The organism is Ahniella affigens, from assembly GCF_003015185.1.
GTDB lineage: Bacteria > Pseudomonadota > Gammaproteobacteria > Xanthomonadales > Ahniellaceae > Ahniella > Ahniella affigens.
The window spans coordinates 3,262,748-3,281,842 of the sequence record NZ_CP027860.1 but is presented as its reverse complement, the minus strand read 5'-3'; the positions used below and the strand labels follow the sequence as shown (position 1 = coordinate 3,281,842).

Genomic DNA, 19,095 nt, shown 5'->3' with positions numbered 1-19,095 from the left:
CTAAATCAGGTCAAGCACTCATCCCGCACCGTGGAGGGCGTAATAAGTACTACTACAATAATAAGCGCTGCGTTGAGGGCAGCGTTGACAGCCAGCTCAATGGAAGCCGCCACTGCGCTTGCAGTGCGGATCGACTTCATTGAGGTGGCTTGAAAGTTCATCATGGGTTCGAAGCTATCGGAGGTCCGATTGGCAAGTCAAGGGCCCGTTTACGATCGATCACAGAACGTTTGGAGATATCTGCGCGGATAATGGCCGCCTGATCGCGTTAGGGAGGCTCTGAACAAGTTCAGAGGCGATGCGGGCCATGGATGGCCCGCCCAGAATCAAGCACGCAAGTGCTTGGTTCTGGGGCAATGAGTCCGGACACGTGCCGGACTCATTGCGGGTCTGAAAGTCCAGGATGGACTTCTTCAGACCCTCCTTAGACTGAATGGCGTTTCGTGCAAAGGTAGAACCCGTTCAGGGTCAGCCTGCCGACGGTCGGATCGGGGCTCAAAACGTCAGTGGGGCGCATGTCACTACAGTGGAACAAGCCCCCGTCGTAGCAAATCATCCGGTTGAAACGGGGCGGAATCACCGCGATCCGTTCAAACCAATCATTGCCATCGCCGATATAGCCGGCAGACAGCCCATAGCGCTGCTGAAAATCCGACACGGGCAGTCGCGCGGCGTCCATGAGCAGACGCTGCGTCGCGATCAAGTCTTGCTTCGGGCGATAGAAACTGGTGCCGCCAAAGTGCCCGTCAGGAAACAGATATAGGACAGAGGCTGCCGCCAGTTCGTGTGCGGGCAGATCAAATCGATCACGATGCGGCAGCCATTGCACCGGGCTCAGGCGTTCGGGTGGATCCGTCACGAGCGCCAGTCGGGCGTAGCCACGGATCAAGCGACGTGCGCCGAGCCCGGATCGGAAATGTTGCAGAAAGTAGTCACAAAACGCGGCACCAATTGCGTCGGGCATTCTGAGCTCAAGCCCGGGGTAGGCGTTCACACCCAGTCGCTGAAAATCGCGTTCGTGTTGGATCGCTTTGTCGCGCCAACGCTCGGGTTCGAGCAACGCGTCGTCGATGACCCAGCAATACTGGTCATCGAACAACGGGACGGCCCGGATGCGTGGATTCGGATTCAGCATGAGCGATAGTGTGCCGCGTTTGGTGTTCAATCCGTTTTTGAATCGTGCGGCGGATCACGTGCAGGAAGTTGAATACGTTTGCAGAGCCATTGTGAATCCGTGTGACAAAACCTAGGCTTCGTTCGCCGTGAAATGCGGCCATCGTCGGGAGCGATGACCAAGTCGCGCACAGAAAAGCGACCTACGCATACCAGATTCATTGGGAGGACTCATGTTAAACACTAAAGAACGCGCGCCGACAGAGCGCGTGAATGGCTGTCGTTTGTCTGCGATTGGCTTGGCTGCTGCCTTGGTAGTTATCGGAACGGGTGCGGTGGATGCGCAGGCGCTGCGGCCTGGCTACAACCGCGACGTGATCTATCAAGTATTTGTCGATCGGTTCTTCGATGGCAGCACCGCGAATAACTATGCCAGCGACCCGTTGTTCGACAGTACGGGCACCAATCTGCAGAAATACTTGGGTGGTGACTTCCAAGGCTTGCAGGCCAAGATCCCGTACCTGAAGAACATGGGCGTCACCGCGATCTGGGTGACCTCGCCGCTGGACAATCGCAATCTGCTCGCGCTTGCTGGTTCGACCGCGCCGTACCACGGCTATGAGATGCGCGACACCGAGCGACCAGACGAGCACTTCACCGATGCCGCGCAATCCTGGACGCCGTTCGACAACTTCGTCACGACGGCGCACAGCAACGGCATCAAGGTCATCGTTGACTTCGCGCCGAACCACTCGAACGTGCGCGGCTCGGGCGACAACGGCACGCTGAACAAGAATGGCGTGTTCCAGGCGAACTACACGACCAATCCGGCCAACTTCTTTCAGACTGGTCCGAACATGGGCGGCGCGCAATGGGACTCGCCTTACGAGACGCAGTACTACACGATCTATGATCTGTCCGACCTGAATCAAACCAATGCGACCGTCGACAATCTGTTGAAGTTGTCGGTCCAGAATTTGCAGACGCATGGCGTCGATGGGTTTCGGATTGACGCGACCAAGCATGTGAACTGGGGTTGGCAATACACGCTGGCCAATCACATCTATACGAACAAGAAGAGCTTCATCTTTGGCGAGTGGGTGGCGGACGACTCCGGCAACCCGCTGTATGGCGACTTGTTGAAATTCACCAACAAGAGCGGCATTGCCGAACTGAATTTCCCACTATTCACGACCATCAACAGTGTGTTCGGCCAAGGTGGTTCGTTCACGGCGCTCGATGGCGTGATCAATCAGCAGCAGACTGACTTTGCGTATCAGAACGATCTGGTCAACTTTGTCGATAACCATGATCGAAAGCGGTTCCTGACCGTTGATACCAGCGCGCAGGATCAGCAGCATCTGCATGCGGCCCTGGCGTTCGTGCTGACCGCACGCGGCATTCCGTGCATCTATTACGGAACGGAGCAGTATCTGCAAGGTGGCGACGATCCGGATAACCGGCGCAAGATGCCGGCCTTCAACGAAACCACGACGGCGTTCAACCTGATCAAGAAACTGTCGACCCTCCGCGGGGCGAACGAAGCTTTGGCCTATGGTTCGACGCAGCAGCGCTGGATCAATGCCAACACGTACATCTTCGAGCGCAAGTTCTACAACAGTGTCGTCGTGGTGGCGATCAACAAGGCCAACGCCAGTCAGGCGGTGAGTGGACTCGTGACGTCATTGCCAATTGGGACTTACAGCGACTATCTGACCGGTCTTGTCAGCGGCCAGAGTCTCGTATCGTCAACGGCGGTTGCGGGCGGCTTTCAGGCGGCCAGTCTGACCTTGCCTGCCAACAGCATTTCAGTGTGGCAGACGGATCCCAGCACCAGTTCGGCGCAACTGGGCAATGTTACGCCGACGCATGCCCAACCTGGCGTGAAGGTGTCGATCACCGGCCAGGGCTTTGGTGCGGCGACGGGCAGCGTCAAGTTTGGTACGACGGTCGCGACCATCACGTCCTGGTCGGACCAGGAGATCATTGCGACCGTGCCCGCGGTCACTCAGGGCACTTACGCAGTGACCGTAACACGCAGTGGCAGCGGCACCGCGTCGAACGCGTTCAATTTCAATGTCTATCAGGCGAAGCTGGTGCCCGTCACGTTCACCATCAACAACGCGGCGCCGACCAACCCGGGCGACAACATCTACCTCACGGGTAATACGATTGAGCTTGGTAATTGGTCGACGAACAAGGCGGTTGCGGTGGGCGCGATGCTGACGACGCCGACCACGTATCCGAATTGGTGGCTGACGGTCGGCGTGCCTGCAGGCAAATCGATCGAGTTCAAGTTCATTCGGATCAAGGCGGATGGCACGGTGACCTGGGAGGCCGGTGCGAATCATGTCGTGACCACGCCAGCCTCGGGTGTCGGCAATGTCAATGTGACCTGGCAGTACTGAGGTTCTACGCGCCTGGGAAGGGTTTGAATCAGTCCATCCTGGACTTTCAGACCCGCATTGAGTCCGGCACATGTCCGGACTCAGTGCTCCAGAATCAAGCACTTCCGTGCTCGATTCTGGGCGGGCCATCCCTGGCCCGCAGTGCCTCTGAACTTGTTCAGAGGTTCCTTGGCAGGCTTGCGATCAACCGCTGCCGGGCGCGATGTGAAACCGTGAATACGTGATGACGCCGCGTTGTGTCCTGCAGATAACTTGAAAGTCGAGACATCTATTCGAGTTGTTTACGGGACATGACACGAGTTGCTCATCACACGTGCATGTGACCCCGCTGTGACTTGGTGTCTGTGATTCGGTGACGAAGAAGCTCTTGAACAATACGGTCCTATACGCGCCCAGCCGGGTGCTAGAGGGCCAAAGCGGTGCACAACACTCAGACTAGTCGTTTACTACTTCTCTCATCGGCCCTGATCACGGGTGTGCTGACCGTCGGGATGTCATGGGATACGCATGCCAGCTATGCGACTGGCATTGCCGATTCGCGTCAGACAACTTTGCCGCTGGCGAATGCGGAGCACGGCTATTCCATGACGCCGCTGGGCGATGTCAACGGTGATGGTTTCCTCGATTTTGCGCTGGGCCTGCCAGGGGAGAGTGCCGGGGGCACCGCAGTCAATCGCGGCGCCGTGGCGGTGTATTTCGGTACTGGTACCTCGAATAGTCCAGGTCCGATCTTCGTTGAATACGGGACCTCGGCCAGCGAACGATTTGGTACCAGTGTGTCGGGTGCGGGGGACTTGAACGGCGATGGTTTTGACGACTTCATCGTGGGTGCGCCGCTCTGGGACAACGGGGCGACTCAGGACGTTGGTCGTGCATATGTCTACTTCGGAAAATCATCCGTTGTGCCGACGCCTTGGACACTCGCGGCGCAGTTGACTGGTGCCGGTCAAGCGGGAAGTCAGTTCGGCATGGCGGTGGCCGGTATCGGGGATGTTAACGGCGATGGCTACGCTGACCTCGCTGTCGGCGCGCCGCTGCATGATGATGGCGCGGCGCGCGTGGATGCCGGCCAGGTTCGAGTCTATTTTGGCGGCAGCGGTACAACGTTCGACACGACGGCCGATGCCACGATGTCTCCGACTGCGCCTGACAGCCAATACGGATCAATGATTTCCGGCGGTGGCGATTTCAATGGCGATGGTCGGTCTGATTTTGTGGTGGGCGTACCGAGATTCACGGCGGGTCAGAGTCTTGAAGGCGCGGCCTTGCTCTACTACGGCGGTGCAGGCAGTTTCGATACCACGGCTGATCTGACGTTCGAAGGCAATGTCGCCGATCTCAACCTGGGTCGAGCGTTTGCTGGTTTGGGCGATGTAAACGGCGATGGTTTCTCAGACGTCAGCATCGGCGCACCCTTGTACGACAATGGGCAAACCAACGAAGGCGCTGTATTTGTGTTTCATGGCGCGACCACGGCCACTGCCAATGCGGTGGTCGATACGATCCTCCAGTCCGATGTCGCAGGTAGCCTGTTTGGAGCGTCGCTCGCCATCGGTGACAGCAACGGTGATGGCTACGCCGATCTGGCGATTGGTTCGCCGAATGCCACGGACTATGCAATCAACGAGTTCGGCACAGTGCATGTGGTGCGTGGTTCTGGCACAGGTTTGACCACGGACAGGTATCAAATTCGCGGTCTATCCAGCACCACGACAGGCGGCAGACTTGGCAGCTCGTTGGCTTTTGTCGACTTCAACGGCAATGGTTTTCCTGAGCTGTTTGTCGGTGCGCCGGAAGAAACGGTAGGTGGACGTGCTCGCCAGGGTGCGCTCTACATGGTGCAGTCCGATCGTCGTCTGTCGCCCAACTTGACCAGCTCGATCAACGGACCTCAAGCCAATGGGCAGTTCGGTCACAACATGGCGACTGGCGACATCAATGGCGATGGGCTCGCCGACTTGGCCGTGGGCAGTCCCGGTTATGATCTGAACGGAGCAACGGCTGATAGCGGCCGAATCGATCTCTATTACGGCGCGGCCGGCGGTTTCAATACCACTGCTGATGGTGTCGTGAGCAACAGTGGTGTCGGCGAGGCGTTTGGTGCCTCGGTCGCCGTGGGTGACTTCAATGGCGATGGTTATGGCGATGTCGCAGTTGGCGCACCGAACATGGTTGGCAGTGGCGGACAAGTGCGCATCTTCAATGGCGGTACCGGTGCGTTCAACACCACCGCTGATCATGTGGTCAGCGTTGCGCAGATCGGTGCCGGGTTTGGGTTGGCGGTTGCGAATGTCGGTGACCTGAACGGCGACGGGATTGTCGACTTAGGTGTCGGTGCACTCAACTATGATCTCAACGCCGGCGTCACCGAGAGTGGCGCGGCATTCATCTGGTTCGGCAAGGCATCAGGCGTGTCTGGTACCGCCGATCGGCAGATTCTCATGAACACGACGGCGGGGCTGTTCGGCTGGCGCATCGCTGGCGCTGGCGATGTCAATGGCGATGGATTTGCAGATCTTGCGGTGGGCATGCGCGACGACCCAAGCACGGGTCGAGGGCGCGTCATGATCTACCACGGCGGGGAGAACTTTGACACGACCAGCGATAAGCAGATTGCGCCGTCGACCATAAATGGCGCACGCTGCTCGGTTGGTCTGGCCTCTGCCGGCGACATCAATGGCGATGGCTACTCTGACTTGGTCGTAGGTTGCCCCAATGAGGTGAACGGCAGTCAATCGGGAGCCATCCGCCTCTATCGCGGTTCAAGCTCTGGATTGATGGATGGGCCGGGTGACGTTCAGACCATCTTTGGGAACACTAGCTTGGAGTACGGCTTCTTTGTGGCCGGCGGTGGCGACATCGACGCCGACGGCTTCGCCGATGTGTTGGTCGGTTCGCCGGTCGGTTCGAGCGATTCAGCGCGTTGGTATCGCGGCAGTGCCACCGGCCTCCTGACCAATTCAGAGACCGTCCTGTCCGCTGATCCGGACACCCGCTTCGGGCAGACCGGAGCCCTGGCCGACCTCAATGGCGATGGCTTTGCCGAAGTGGTGGTCGGTGCCGTGTCGACGGCGTCCGCGTCTGGCGCCATCCATGTTGCCATTCCCAATGGGGCTGGCCGGGACGGCAGCCCGCAACAGTTCCGAAGTGCGGTGGCACCATTCGACTTCGAAGGCGACACGACCTCCCCGAGCGGGACGCTGATCGCAGCATTGGCGCAGTCACCGATTGGCCGCCAGCGCGTCAAAATGCGCGTCGAGCTGTGTCCCAATGGTACGGCGTTTGGCAACAACAGTTGTTTGACCACGACGACGCCCGAGTGGACCGATCTGACGAGCTCTAGTGCTGGGGCTCTGGTACTCGTGATGCCGGATGCACTCAACGCAGACACGCCCTATCACTGGCGTGCGCGGATGATCTATGCGCCGATGGGCATCACCGCAGCAGGCATCACGGCACCGACGGAGCCCGCCCAACTCGGTCCCTGGAAACGCATGCGCGCTCGCGCGGGCTTGGGTGATCTGCGCACCCAGTCAAACACACTATTCTCAGATAGCTTTGAATAGCGCTGGGGCACAGACGTGTGGCGGTGCCGCCCGCCCGCGGTGCCTACCGATGATCGTTGGCATCAAGCAAGGTCCATGAAGCCGATCCAAGCGTCTTTCCGTTGCTCCGTAGCGATCGTCGACCATCAGTCAGAGGTGCGGCAACGCATTTCTGACATGCTGGCGGACGACAAGGCCTACTACCTTGCGTGGACGGCACCAGATCTTGTCACGGCGCGAATCATGGTGAAGCAACCTTTTGATCTGCTGCTGCTCAACCCAAAACTGCCGGATGGTCGAGGCACCAGTCTGCTGCCACTAGTTCGAGGCCTTTATCCGCAAGCCTTGGTGCTGGCGTTTGCCACGGCAGACGATACAGACACCGTATTGGACGCAATCGAATCCGGTGTGGACGGCTATGTGTTGCAGTCCTCGGAGTCGATCGTGGTCACGCATGCAATGGACCGTGTGAGGCAAGGGGAGTCGCCAGTTTCACCTTCCGTCGTGGGTCACTTGTGTGCGAGATTGCGCCGGAGAGAACCGGACGACGAGATTCAGCTCACGCGCCGTCAGCGCGATGTGCTGCAAGCTTTCGCTCGCGGAGCAACGTACCGGGCTGCGGCGGAATCACTACAAATGACCCCTAACACGCTTTCTCACCACGTCAAGAATCTTTATCGGAGACTTGGCGTCAGGTCGCGCGGCGAGGCTGTGGCAGTGGCGATGCAGCGCAGGCTTATCAAACTGAGCTGCTGATCCTTGGTGGTCAGGATCCTGTTGTTCGGTGCTTGCCACAGTGGTGGCGCGAAAGATGGCTTCAAAGCAGTTCGCGAGTTGACTGAAAGACCTTGTGGCCTGCTTTGGATGCTTTTCGCGGCTAGGGAGGGTCTGAATAAGTCCATCCTGGACTTTCAGACCCGCACTGAGTCCGGCACGTGTCCGGACTCAGTGCCCCAGAATCAAACACTTGCGTGCTTGATTCTGGGCGGGCCATCCATGGCCCGAATCGCCTCTGAACTTGTTCAGAGGCTCCTTAGGCAGTCACGCGCTTCGGACTGCCTGCCATGGGATACGCCATGTGATGCTCGGGTAGTTCCAAACGACTAACGTCAACGACCGAGGGTCTGAACACGTCGGTCTTGGCCGTTCAGACCCGCGCCGAGTCCGGGCTCGGCGCCCAAGAATCTGGCGGTTAAGCGCTGTATCTGGGCAGTCCTTCCGTGGCCTGCGTTGTCTCTGAACCTGTTCAGAGGCTCCCGAACCATCACCATCACTGAAGATAGGCTTATGAATGCTTCTTGGCTAACGCATCGATATGGGCGAGACGCGAGCGCGAACCTAAGCGCTGCCAAGACCTTGGTAGTCTTGGGCGGTCTCGCACTGAGTTTGGCAACTGCGGCTGCAGTTCAAATGCCGCTGCCAAGTCACACTGGCAACTTCACAGGCAACACGCGCGGCTTTTGGTTTGTGGCGCCCAACAACTTTGTCATTACCGGGATGCAGGTACCAACGGTAGCGGGCAATGGTGCACAGAGCATGGCGGTGCTGCGATTTGCGGCCACGCCTGGCGAGTTTCCACAGACGACGAACGCGTTCGAGACGCTCTTTTTGATCCAGGGTGATACAACAGACGGTATGGTGCCGACTCGGATCGCCGTGAACGGCGGCGACATCATCGGCGTGCTTGGGGCCAGAGGCGCCAGCGTGAACTCCTACGGCAACAGCAACTTCGACACGTCCATCAACGGCGGCTCAGCAACGTTGGTGCGCCTGGGCTTTCAAGGACACCTGCAAACGACGGCGCCAGCAAATGTCTGGCAAGAAGCAGCGGGCGCCAGTCTTTCGCGGGTGGAGATTCTCTACGAAGGCGGCAACCTGATTTCGGAAACAGCGAGTCCGCCCGAGGCTGGCGTCGTTGCATGCGCGCCTGAAATAGTGCAAAACAATGGCACCAGCAGCTGTAACGTGAGTACGAACCCAGGTTGGGTACTGCAGTCCGTCAGTGGCTGCGCCGGCACACCATCAACCACAACGACTTATACGACAGGGGCCGTGAGCGCGCACTGTGCGGTCACCGCGACGTTCGCGTTCATCGGATTCGAACTCTTTACGAATGGTTTTGAGGGTGGTAGCCAGATCCCAGAGTCGGCATCCGCTCAGCAAGGCGATTGATCCCGTCACGCGGCGTGCCAGCGTGGACGGAGACAATGTTGCGCCGATCAACCGGAATCTGTCTCGCTCAAGGAGACTCTGAACTCGTTCAGAGTCTCCTGAGTCCAACACTTGCGTTACATCACGGCGTAAATGTCAGCGTCGTGACTACCGTCGCTGCATGCGCATCCTTGTCGATTGGCAACGGCTTGTAGGCATTGACCAGCCACAAGGGGAGTTGCGAGATGTACAACGGATTGCCAAGGACGCCACTCTGGCCGCCTGGATAGGCCTGTTGGGCACTGATTGGCGTTGTCATTTCACCGACAAATCGCCGCGCCGGGCCAGATCCGAACATGAAGCCATTCAGGGTATTGGCTCGGGTGCTGTGCGCTGACGCGTCCACAGCCTCATAGCCACCCGCGCGCGCCACGCCGGGCAAATTCGGAGCCAGATTCGTCAGGCCGTACAGCCCTTGACCCGGGATGTTGAATGGGCCGCCGAGTGGATGGTCGAACACGATGCGATGGAGCTTGCCCCAGCGGTAGTCGTTGAGGTTCGTCGAGTTGGCGAACGCCGGTGCGAACTCATTGCTGGCGAGCAAGGTCAACGAATCGGCCATGGCCTTCAGCAGCACGAAATCGCGGGCAGCGTTGGCATTTGGCGCGCCAGTGACCGAGAAGAAGTTCAGGCCGGAAATGCCTTTTCCTTGCTGCGTGCTGTAAGTGTCCAGCAGCCGTTTGAAGGCAACGTAAGACTCGGTACTGCCGGGCAATTGCGAGCTCAGGCCAACGCGCGACAAGGTCGAGTCAATCGTTGAACGCACCGCCTGGCCACGCCACACCGAAAACAAGGTTGCGGCGACTGAGTTGGCGATCTCCATATCTGATGGTGCTGCCAAGGCCATCGGGTTATCACCAGGGTCGAAGCCCTGCTGAATGCCGGTTGGCGACGAGAAATCCCAAACTGCAAGACGGTCAATGGCTTCCTTGACCTTCGGGTTGTCGGCCAGAGCACGCAAGTCGGCCCAATTCGACGTATGCGCGTTGTCGTAGGCGGCGATGATATAGGGCACGACCAATTCGGCGTCGAGCAACTGGTTGTTGGCCTGGGTGGTCTTGATGTCGTTGACCGTGACTTTCTGCTCGCGCGCCAAGAGCGATTGCATCATGCGATCAACGCGACCCATTCGGAGCGACGAGTAGCCAAAGTTCAGGTAGTACAAGCCGCCGCCCGGACGCAACTGATTGAACGCGTTGTTATCGAGCGTATTGCCGACAGGATCGTTGTTGGCGTTGGCGATATAGCCCTGCGCCGGATTGACCACAAATGGCATTTCCGAGGCCTTCAGGATTTCGTAAGGCACCGCTTGATTCGGCTGACGATTCGTGACGGGCAGCCACTCGTTTTTCTTGCCACCGGTCCCGTCGCGGATGATGAAGGGTGGCGCGCCATCTACCGTGCCTCCTTGCAAGTCTTCGCGGATCGGTGCTTCGGCCGTCGTGTAGTACGCAATCGTTCCATCGCGGCCGGCGTATGCGAAGTTCTGCGAACCGACGTCGAAGAAATCGAGTGCGCCGCGGAATTCGGTCAAATTCGTTGCGCGATTGATTCGACGGATGGCATCGAGCTCAAACGTCGCGCCCCAGCCGGTGTAAGCCACAGAAATACCGGTATCGTTGGTGATCGACAATACGGGGCCGTTGTTGCGACGTGGCACGGTGATCGTCACCCCACCATTGGTGTAGCCAATGCTGTTGTTGCGTGCGACGTTATCGTTGACACCGTCCAGGCTGTTGACAAAGTAGCTCTGGAAGGTCCAGTTCACCGGCTCGGCGACGCCTTTGTAGATCGTATGCGTTGGCAGGCCAAATGTGTTCAGGCGGAACTGCTCTTGATAGGTGTCGGCGACGTCCAGCGGATTCGTGGTCAAGCCCCAGCAGAATTCTTGGGTGCAGCCGAGCAGGATATTGGGCGCGCCGGGTGGCGTCAGGCCCGACACGTTCATAGGCGTCGCGTAGCGCGAATCCGTCGAGACAATGTGCGCTTCATGCATGATCGCCGGCATGTCTAAGGCGAGATGCGGATCATTCGCCAGAATCGGTGCGCCACTTTGGGTCTTGCTGCCCGACACGACCCACCAGTTGGAGCCGGCGCGATTTTCGCGTGGGCGAAGGTGCGGCGCGAGTACTGGGTTGTCGATCACAGCGTCTTTCAGTGCCTGTGCCATGAGCAGCGTTTCGGGCGGCACCGTCGGCACGGACTGCCAGAACGGCTCGCCGGCGGACTTCGCGTCATCGGCAGGGCGAAAGCCCGGGATCGATATGCGATTGTCGAACGGCTGCACGCGATGGGTGTCCTCGAAGAACAAGGCCGTGCCATTGAAGCCGGCCGCAGCGCCCGCTTGCTGATAGGCCCCGAGTCGGATCGTGTAGTCGATGTCGAGGTCGAAGCTCAACTGGAAGGCCAGGATCTTGCCGACGACGATCGAGTCGACGGGTGACCACGATTCGGCGCGGGTGAGTTCCAGTGCGCCGTACTCGGGCGGCAGGGGATTGGTGCGCAAGTACAGGTTCACGCCATCGGCGTAAGCCTTCAGCGTGCCGCGCATGTCGTCATTCATCGCGGACCAGGTGGTTTGCGCGGCGCGGCGCAAGCCCAAGGTGCGGAGTTGAATGTCACTTGGCAGCGCGGCGCTGCCAACAAGCTCCGCCAACGTGCCACTGGCCGTTCGGCGCAGCGTATCCATCTGGAAGAAGCGATCGCGGGCGTGGACATAGCCCAACAAGTAAGCGGCGTCGTAGTCGTTTTGCGCCTGAATCAGCGGGACGCCGTTGGCGTCATAGCCAATACTGCCGGATGCCCGCATGCCGGGCGCAGAGATATTTTGAGCAGAAGCGAGTTGTGCACTGATGGCGATCGCCAATCCAGCGAGAGCCAGGATCTTTCGATCCGAGCGTTTTCCGACAACGTTCATGTCTTGCCTCCCAATGTCGCCCGCGAGTTGCGGGAATCCCGATTATGCGCCTATCAGGGAGCAAGGGAATTGCAAATTTGCTTGGCTGCGGCCGCATTGGCATGCTGACTTCCGGCAGTTGCTGAATGCGAACGATTGCCGATCTGAGCACTGACCCAATCCGAGGTGGCATTCGCGCCACCCCGGATCGCGACCGGTGATTGTCTACTCAAACCCGTTTACTCAAACCCATCCGCGAAGATGCGGCTGCTCACCCGGACATCGCCGAGACCGGTTTCTGCGTTCATTCGACGCCATGGCCCAACTGCTGGGGTGATTGGGTCTGCGGCGCCACCCAAGCCGACCGAGAACGGCGCGAACACGGCGCGCGCACGCCAATGGTAGACCGTTTCCCCATTGAGGCCGGTGGCTTGCGCGGCGAGCCCGGCAACGCTGGCCGTGTTGTTGACGTCGCTCCAGCTTGGCGACAGGAAACGCGTGCATTGCGGTGCATCAAACGGCCGGGTCGGCGGGCAGGCTTCGAGCTCCAACTTGCCCTTGTCGCGACCGCGCGGACTGATGCCTTCCATGCCAACAAAAAAGCCGTCACTGACTCGGGAGCGACCCCATTGCTCGACTGGCGCGAGAGGGGTGACGCTGAAGGCCTGCGGCCCTGACAAACGGCCGATGTCACGGTTGCGATAGATGAACACCGCGCCTTCGCCCGCGTCGCCATTCGTGAAGCCGCTCGCGCCGACGACCAGATCGACATCGCCGTCTCCATCGAAATCGCCGCTGCTCACGCTTGTCCCGATGGCGTCGCCAGCGGTGGTGCTGGTCAACGTGATATCAGCGGTCGTGTCGAATGCGGTCACGCCGCCAAAGTAGACGAAAGCTGCGCCCGTGTCCGCGCTGGCGCCATTGTCCCATCGGTGCGCACCGACGATGACATCAGCGAAGCCGTCGCCATTGAGATCGCCGGCACTGCCAACGCTCTGACCGCCAAACGCCGTCGCCTGCTGTGGCGACAAGGTGCCGTTCGCGATATTCGTGGGGCTGGCTGCGCCGAGAAAGATGTAGGTGGCACCGGAGTCGACTTGCGGTTGATCATGCTCATTCGCGGACGCAGCGAAGTCGTCAAAGCCGTCGCCGTTGACATCACCAAGCCCCGTGACCGCGAAACCCATTCGCGAGTTATTCTGCGTGCCGCCGACAAAGCCATCGCTCGTGGCGTTGAAAGTGGACCCGCCATACCAGATCCAGATGACGCCGCCATTGGCGGAGCCGGCAATGTCATAGCCCGTCGAACCAGCGGCAATGTCAGCGAAGCCATCGCCATTGTAGTCACCAATTCCGGCGACGCTTTGACCCAGAAACGCCGAGCCTTGGTTAACCTCCAAAATGGCATCTGCGTTGGTATCCATGTCGGTACTGCCTAAGAAGACATAGACCAAACCCTCATCGTTCGGAGTGCCGTTTTCGGCGAACGGCGCGCCGATCACCACATCGCCGAATCCATCGCCATTGACATCGCCGCCACAGGCCACGCTATGGCCGAACTGGGCGTTCAGAACATTCATCTCGAATGTCTTGTCTGCGGTCGTGTTGAAGGCGCCTTGACCGCCATAGTAGATGTAGGCAAATCCCTCATTGGCCTGGCCATTGGCTTGCTTTTCCGCACCGACAATGACATCGGCGAATCCGTCGCCATTGACGTCGCACGTGGCCACAGCCGAACCCAGATTACCGCCTGCGGCGGTGGCATCAACGGTGACTTGGCTTGCGAGTTGTAGACCGAGGTTGCTGCCGAGATACGCGCTGAACGAGCCATCCTCCGCGCTACTGACATTCTTTTTCGGCTTACCGACGACGAGATCGACGAACCCATCACCATTGATGTCGCCAGTCGCGGTGGTTGTGCCAAAGCCAACACCGGGCGCCGCGCCTTCAATGGTCAGGTCGGAGGTTGCGTCAAAGGTCAACATGCTGCCGCGCACGATAAAGGCAGTGCCTGCGCCCGTGCTAGCGCCTTCGGTATTGAGTGGCGCGCCGATAAAGAAATCTGAATAGCCGTCGCCGTTGAAGTCGCCGCCCGCCAAAGCACGCCCCATCTGTTCGCCGCCTTGATTGATTGAGAAGGCCGCATCGGCCGCAGCACTCAAGCCACCGGGCCGGCCTCGGAAGATCCAGGCCCGTCCCGAATCGACCGTGGCGCCAGCATCCAGCAACGGCGCCGAAACGGAGAATTCGGCATAACTATCGCCGTCGGCATCGCCAATACTCGCGACGCGAAAGCCCAACTGCGCCGCGGCTTGGTTCGAGGTGATTGTCAGGTCCGAGACATTGTCGGGCGTGGCACCGCCAAAGTAGACAAAGGCGCCGCCTTCGTCAGTCTGACCGTCGTCATAAAGCGGTGCGCCGATCAGAATGTCGCTGTAGCCATCGCCATTCAAGTCGCCACCGCCGCTGACACTGCGACCAAAATCGGCACTGGCCTGGTTGATCTGGTAGGTCACATCGACGACGTTGTTCATCGTCGACCCGCCCAAGTACAAGAATCCGAGGCCTTCGTTGGTCTCGGGCGACGACGCGGTCGCCGCGCCCGCCAGCACATCGGCAAAGCCATCGGCATTGACGTCGCCGGCACCGGCAACACTCGAACCCAGACGATAGTCCGTGGCGGCCCCCGACAAAGTCACATCGACCACGGCATTGAAAGTCGTGCCCGAGCCGCCAAAGAAAATGCGGACGACGCCCGTATTGGTGGCGGATCCGTCGAAGCCGGGTGCGCCGACCGCCAGATCGGCGAAACCGTCTCCATTGACGTCGCCAACGCCAGCGAGCGACGTGCCCAAGTAGGCCGAAGCCTGGGCACCGAACAAGAGCCCGGCCTGATTCTGAGAAACGGTGCTGCCACCAAAGAATACCCAGACCGCACCTTCGTCGGTGTTGCTGCCATCCTGAAATTCGGCGGCGACCGCGAAGTCCATGTAGCCATCACCATTGGCATCGCCAATTCCGGTGACCGCACTGCCGAAGCGAGCACCGGCCTGTACGGGCAGCAAGCTGACGAGTGGGCTGGTCGAGAAGCCTGTGGCATTGCCCGAGTAGAGGTATGCTGCGCCAGCGTCGGCGCTGGCACCGTTGTCAAACAGGGGCTGGCCGACCAGCAAATCGCCGAAGCCGTCACCGTTGACATCACCGACAAAGGCGATCGAACGGCCGTAGTCGCCGTTCAATTGAACTGAAGTGCTCAGTGTTTGATCGATGGAACTGGTGGCGATGGTCTTGGCGGTTTGGGCCGAAACGGCCCCGGCCAGCAGAAAACTGCCGGCAAACAGCCATTGCATTGGGAATCTGAGTGTCATATTGGCATTCGATGGTTGAGTCCGGGGGCGCAGTTCGCGCAAAATCAGTCTCATTCACACGTTTGACAGCGCCATCCCATGATCTTGTGGGATTCGCTTGGCGCTCCCATCAATATGGGAGGGCAATGACCGCTGGTGCCGCCGTTTAGGCCGCTCAGTGGTTTGGCGGTCATGCAGAGGCATGCACCAGGGGCAAACCGGAGTATCACCATGCAGACGCCATTCAACCTGATCTGGTTCCGTCGGGACCTTCGGGTCGCCGACAATCCCGCCTTGATGGCGGCGGTCGCCACGGGGCAGCCGGTGATCGCAGTATTCATTCACTCGCGGCAGGAGGGCGGTGACTTTGCCCTTGGGGCAGCATCGCGCTGGTGGCTCCACCATTCGCTGACAGCGCTGGCGCGAGATTTGGAGCGCTTGTCGATCCCGTTGCTGACCTTGCGCGGAGGCTCATTGCCAATGCTGCGGCGCGTGATCGCCGCGCTGCCCGTGGCTTCGGTGCATTGGAACCGTCGCTATGACCCAGCCCTGATCGAAGTCGATATGGCGGTCAAGGACGGTCTCCAGGCGGACGGCGTTGGCGCGCATTCGCACAAGGCCCATTTGTTGCTGGAGCCTTGGGAGATCGCCACCGGCGTCGGTACGCCGTATCGGGTCTTTACGCCGTTCTGGCGCAAGGCCACCGCCACGGTCCGGGCGGAGGCACCGTTGCCGGAGCCGCACGTTCAGGCGTGGTCAAATGATCTGAACCAGGTCCTCGATGGTGCGAAGGCGACTTTGCCGCTGAAAACACTGTCCGAACTGAACCTGCTGCCGAAACTGCCTTGGGCGGACGGGTTCTCAGCAATCTGGCACCCGGGCGAGCACGGCGCGCAGGAGCGACTAACGCAGTTCTTGAGCAGCGACGTGCAGTCATATCGGCAAGGTCGGGACTATCCGGCCGAGCGCATCACGTCCAGACTGTCGCCACACTTGGCGTTCGGTGAGATCTCGCCCCGACAGATTCTGGCGATGGTGCATGCTCATTGGAACTCCGGCATGGGGTTGCCGCCCGACGCCGACTTCTTTGTGCGCGAGCTGTTCTGGCGCGAGTTCTCGTATCACCTGCTGTTTCATTTCCCGAAAACACCGACCGAGAACCTCAGCGACGAGTTCGACCAATTCGCCTGGCGCGAACCGGACGCGACGTTGCTTCGGGCCTGGCACATGGGTCGTACCGGCCTGCCGATCATCGATGCCGGGATGCGCGAGCTTTGGACCACGGGCTACATGCACAATCGCGTGCGCATGCTGGTTGCCAGCGTGCTGACGAAGAACTTGCGCTATCACTGGCTGCATGGCGCCCGCTGGTTCTGGGACACGTTGGTCGATGCTGATCTGGCCAACAACACACAAGGTTGGCAGTGGAGCGCGGGCACCGGCGCCGATGCCGCCCCCTATTTCCGCATTTTCAACCCAGTGACCCAGGGTGAGCGCTTTGACCCGGAAGGGCGCTATGTGCGCCAGTTTGTGCCGGAGCTGGCGCGCGTTCCGAACAAATTCGTGCATCAGCCCTGGAGCCTGCCGGCAACTGAATTGGCCCGATTGGGCCTGGCTGGCACGCCCTACGCGCGGCCATTGATCGATCTGTCGGGCAGCCGCGCCGATGCGCTGGACGCCTACAAGCAACGCCACGATTGACCGGGTGCCCGGGCGCGGCTATTAATCGTTTTGGCAGGGTCGGAATCAGTCCATCCTGGACTTTCAGACCCGCTTCGCTACTGAACTTGTTCAGTGGCTTCCTTGGTTGGGCGCGACATCATTGCGTTCAGCCCGCTCGTGATCGATCGACAGGAGATGGGTAATGCCGGTAATGAACATGCTGCGGTCGGGGCGCGAACCCATGTCCAAGGTCGACACCGCTTGGTTGCGCATGGAAAAGCCGACCAACCTGATGATGATCACCGGCGTCATGATGTTCGAGACGCCGCTCGATGTCGATCGTTTCAAGCGTATGTTGAACGATCGCTTCCTGGCATTCCGACGGTTCCGCCAAAAGGCGGTGGACACCTCGAGCGGTGCCTACTGGGAAATTGACCACGATTTCGACCTGGACTGGCACGTGCGGATCACCGCGCTGCCGGGCACTGCGGGTCAGCCCGAATTGCAGCGTCTCGCGTCACAGTTGGCGTCGACACCGCTCGACTACTCCAAACCACGCTGGCAGTTCCATGTGGTCGAGCGATATGGCCAGGGCAGCGCACTGATTACGCGTATTCATCACTGCTACGCCGACGGCATTGCGCTGATCCAGGTGCTGCTGTCATTGACCGATGTGCAGCCGACCGACGAAGACAAGGCCGCGCTGGCCAAAGTGTGGTTCAAGGAAGACAAGGGCAACGTGGTGGAGCGCCTGCTGGCGCCCGCACGCAAAGGCTTGTCGCAGGCGTTGCATGTTGGCGAGAGGGCCGTTGAAAAGGGCAAAGAGCTGTTTGACGACCCGGAACAATTGGCCAAGCTCGCCCACGAGGGCAGCGAGATTGCCCGCGAACTGGCGATTGCAGTCAGCTTGCCGGACGACCCGCAGACCCGGTTCCGCGGCCAACTTGGCGTGAGCAAACGCTGTGCCTGGGCCGAGCCGATGCCGCTTTACGATGCCAAGCAATTGGGCAAAGCCATGCGCTGCACGGTCAACGACATCCTGTTGGCCTGCGCCGCGGGCGCGCTGCGCGGCTACTTGATCGAAAAAGGCGAGAATCCGGATGGATTGACGATTCGGGCAACCGTACCGGTCAATCTGCGGCCGCTTGAACATGCCAAGAAGCTTGGCAATCATTTCGGGCTCGTCTTCTTGAATCTGCCGATCGGTGAAGCGAATCCACTGCGTCGCCTCGAAATCGTCGCCGAAAATATGCGCGAGTTGAAACGCTCGCGTCAGGCCATCGTGGCGTTCGGACTGCTGGCGGCGCTCGGCATGGGCCCCTCCGTCCTGCAGGGGCCGGCGCTTGAAATGTTCTCACGCAAAGCAACAACGGTTGCCACCAATGTGCCTGGTCCGCAAATGCCGTTGTATTTTGCGGGCGCCAAGATCAGCGACCAGATGTTCTGGGTACCGCAGACGGGCTCGATCGGTATGGGCATCAGCATTCTGTCCTATAACGGCCGCGTGCACTTTGGGCTCATTACCGATGCCAAATTGGTGCCCGATCCGGAAAACATCATCCTTCGCTTCAGCGCCGAACTGGAAAAGTTGATTCTGATCGCCTGCATGGAAGACTGGAGCGATGCGGTGACGCCCGCCGACGCCGCTGCCACACTTGCGCACTACGCGGCACCAGCGCCAGCCGAAAATGCCGGGGCGAAGCCAGTGGGCAAGCGCGCGGCCAAGTCTGATAAACCGGCAGTCGAGACTTCCGCGCCAGCACCGTCCAAACGACGCGCCAAGACTGCGACCGCGCCCGCCACCAAAGCGTCGAAAACAGCCGGGAACAAAGTCAGCAAACGCGCCCGTCAGGCCCGGCAAAAAGCGCTGGCTTGAATCGGGCGAAGGCGATGTCGCGCTCGGTGTGGTACCG

Annotated in this window: 9 protein-coding genes; 6 read left to right on the top strand and 3 right to left on the bottom strand. The window is 59.8% G+C overall.

Going from position 1 to position 19,095, the window contains the following annotated elements; genetic code table 11:
• Window positions 1–424: 424 nt before the first annotated feature.
• Window positions 425–1,165 (bottom strand): DUF6445 family protein, encoded by a 741-nt coding sequence (locus C7S18_RS12655; protein ID WP_146151905.1) that lies wholly within the window; start codon window positions 1,163–1,165, stop codon window positions 425–427.
• A 181-nt stretch (window positions 1,166–1,346) separates the two neighbouring features.
• Here C7S18_RS12655 and C7S18_RS12650 point away from each other — a divergent pair, with 181 nt between their 5' ends.
• From C7S18_RS12650 to C7S18_RS12635, 4 genes are all read left to right on the top strand, one after another.
• Entirely contained in the window at window positions 1,347–3,521 is a 2,175-nt protein-coding gene (locus C7S18_RS12650; RefSeq protein WP_106891917.1) for an alpha-amylase family glycosyl hydrolase, read from the top strand.
• Between the two features lie 491 nt (window positions 3,522–4,012).
• The gene (locus C7S18_RS12645) at window positions 4,013–7,087 is read left to right on the top strand and encodes an FG-GAP-like repeat-containing protein (RefSeq protein ID WP_106891916.1); all 3,075 of its coding nucleotides are present in this window, start codon (window positions 4,013–4,015) and stop codon (window positions 7,085–7,087) included.
• Between the two features lie 156 nt (window positions 7,088–7,243).
• The gene (locus tag C7S18_RS12640; RefSeq protein ID WP_240623891.1) at window positions 7,244–7,822 is read left to right on the top strand and encodes a LuxR C-terminal-related transcriptional regulator; all 579 of its coding nucleotides are present in this window, start codon (window positions 7,244–7,246) and stop codon (window positions 7,820–7,822) included.
• A 531-nt stretch (window positions 7,823–8,353) separates the two neighbouring features.
• Window positions 8,354–9,238, top strand: a complete 885-nt coding sequence (locus tag C7S18_RS12635; RefSeq protein WP_106891914.1) for a hypothetical protein — start codon at window positions 8,354–8,356, stop codon at window positions 9,236–9,238.
• Window positions 9,239–9,359: 121 nt separating this feature from the next.
• On the opposite strand, the gene C7S18_RS12630 is transcribed toward C7S18_RS12635, so the two are convergent.
• Both C7S18_RS12630 and C7S18_RS12625 read right to left on the bottom strand, forming a co-directional pair.
• The gene (locus C7S18_RS12630) at window positions 9,360–12,194 is read right to left on the bottom strand and encodes a penicillin acylase family protein (RefSeq protein WP_106891913.1); all 2,835 of its coding nucleotides are present in this window, start codon (window positions 12,192–12,194) and stop codon (window positions 9,360–9,362) included.
• A 218-nt stretch (window positions 12,195–12,412) separates the two neighbouring features.
• A complete protein-coding gene (locus C7S18_RS12625) occupies window positions 12,413–15,541 on the bottom strand; it encodes a beta strand repeat-containing protein (RefSeq protein ID WP_170113253.1) in 3,129 nt (1,042 codons plus the stop codon).
• Window positions 15,542–15,751: 210 nt separating this feature from the next.
• Between C7S18_RS12625 and C7S18_RS12620 the strand changes: the two genes are divergently transcribed.
• Both C7S18_RS12620 and C7S18_RS12615 read left to right on the top strand, forming a co-directional pair.
• A complete protein-coding gene (locus tag C7S18_RS12620; protein WP_106891911.1) occupies window positions 15,752–17,221 on the top strand; it encodes a cryptochrome/photolyase family protein in 1,470 nt (489 codons plus the stop codon).
• A gap of 163 nt (window positions 17,222–17,384) precedes the next feature.
• Entirely contained in the window at window positions 17,385–19,058 is a 1,674-nt protein-coding gene (locus C7S18_RS12615; RefSeq protein ID WP_106891910.1) for a WS/DGAT/MGAT family O-acyltransferase, read from the top strand.
• Window positions 19,059–19,095: the final 37 nt, after the last annotated feature.

Excerpts from the sequence above, each read along its gene's own strand:
- C7S18_RS12615 (WP_106891910.1), top strand. The coding sequence starts at position 17,385 with ATGCCGGTAATGAACATGCTGCGGTCGGGGCGCGAACCCATGTCCAAG.
- C7S18_RS12650 (WP_106891917.1), top strand. The coding sequence starts at position 1,347 with ATGTTAAACACTAAAGAACGCGCGCCGACAGAGCGCGTGAATGGCTGT.
- C7S18_RS12635 (WP_106891914.1), top strand. The coding sequence starts at position 8,354 with ATGAATGCTTCTTGGCTAACGCATCGATATGGGCGAGACGCGAGCGCG.
- C7S18_RS12640 (WP_240623891.1), top strand. The coding sequence starts at position 7,244 with ATGCTGGCGGACGACAAGGCCTACTACCTTGCGTGGACGGCACCAGAT.
- C7S18_RS12625 (WP_170113253.1), bottom strand. The coding sequence starts at position 15,541 with ATGACACTCAGATTCCCAATGCAATGGCTGTTTGCCGGCAGTTTTCTG.
- C7S18_RS12630 (WP_106891913.1), bottom strand. The coding sequence starts at position 12,194 with ATGAACGTTGTCGGAAAACGCTCGGATCGAAAGATCCTGGCTCTCGCT.
- C7S18_RS12645 (WP_106891916.1), top strand. The coding sequence starts at position 4,013 with ATGTCATGGGATACGCATGCCAGCTATGCGACTGGCATTGCCGATTCG.
- C7S18_RS12620 (WP_106891911.1), top strand. The coding sequence starts at position 15,752 with ATGCAGACGCCATTCAACCTGATCTGGTTCCGTCGGGACCTTCGGGTC.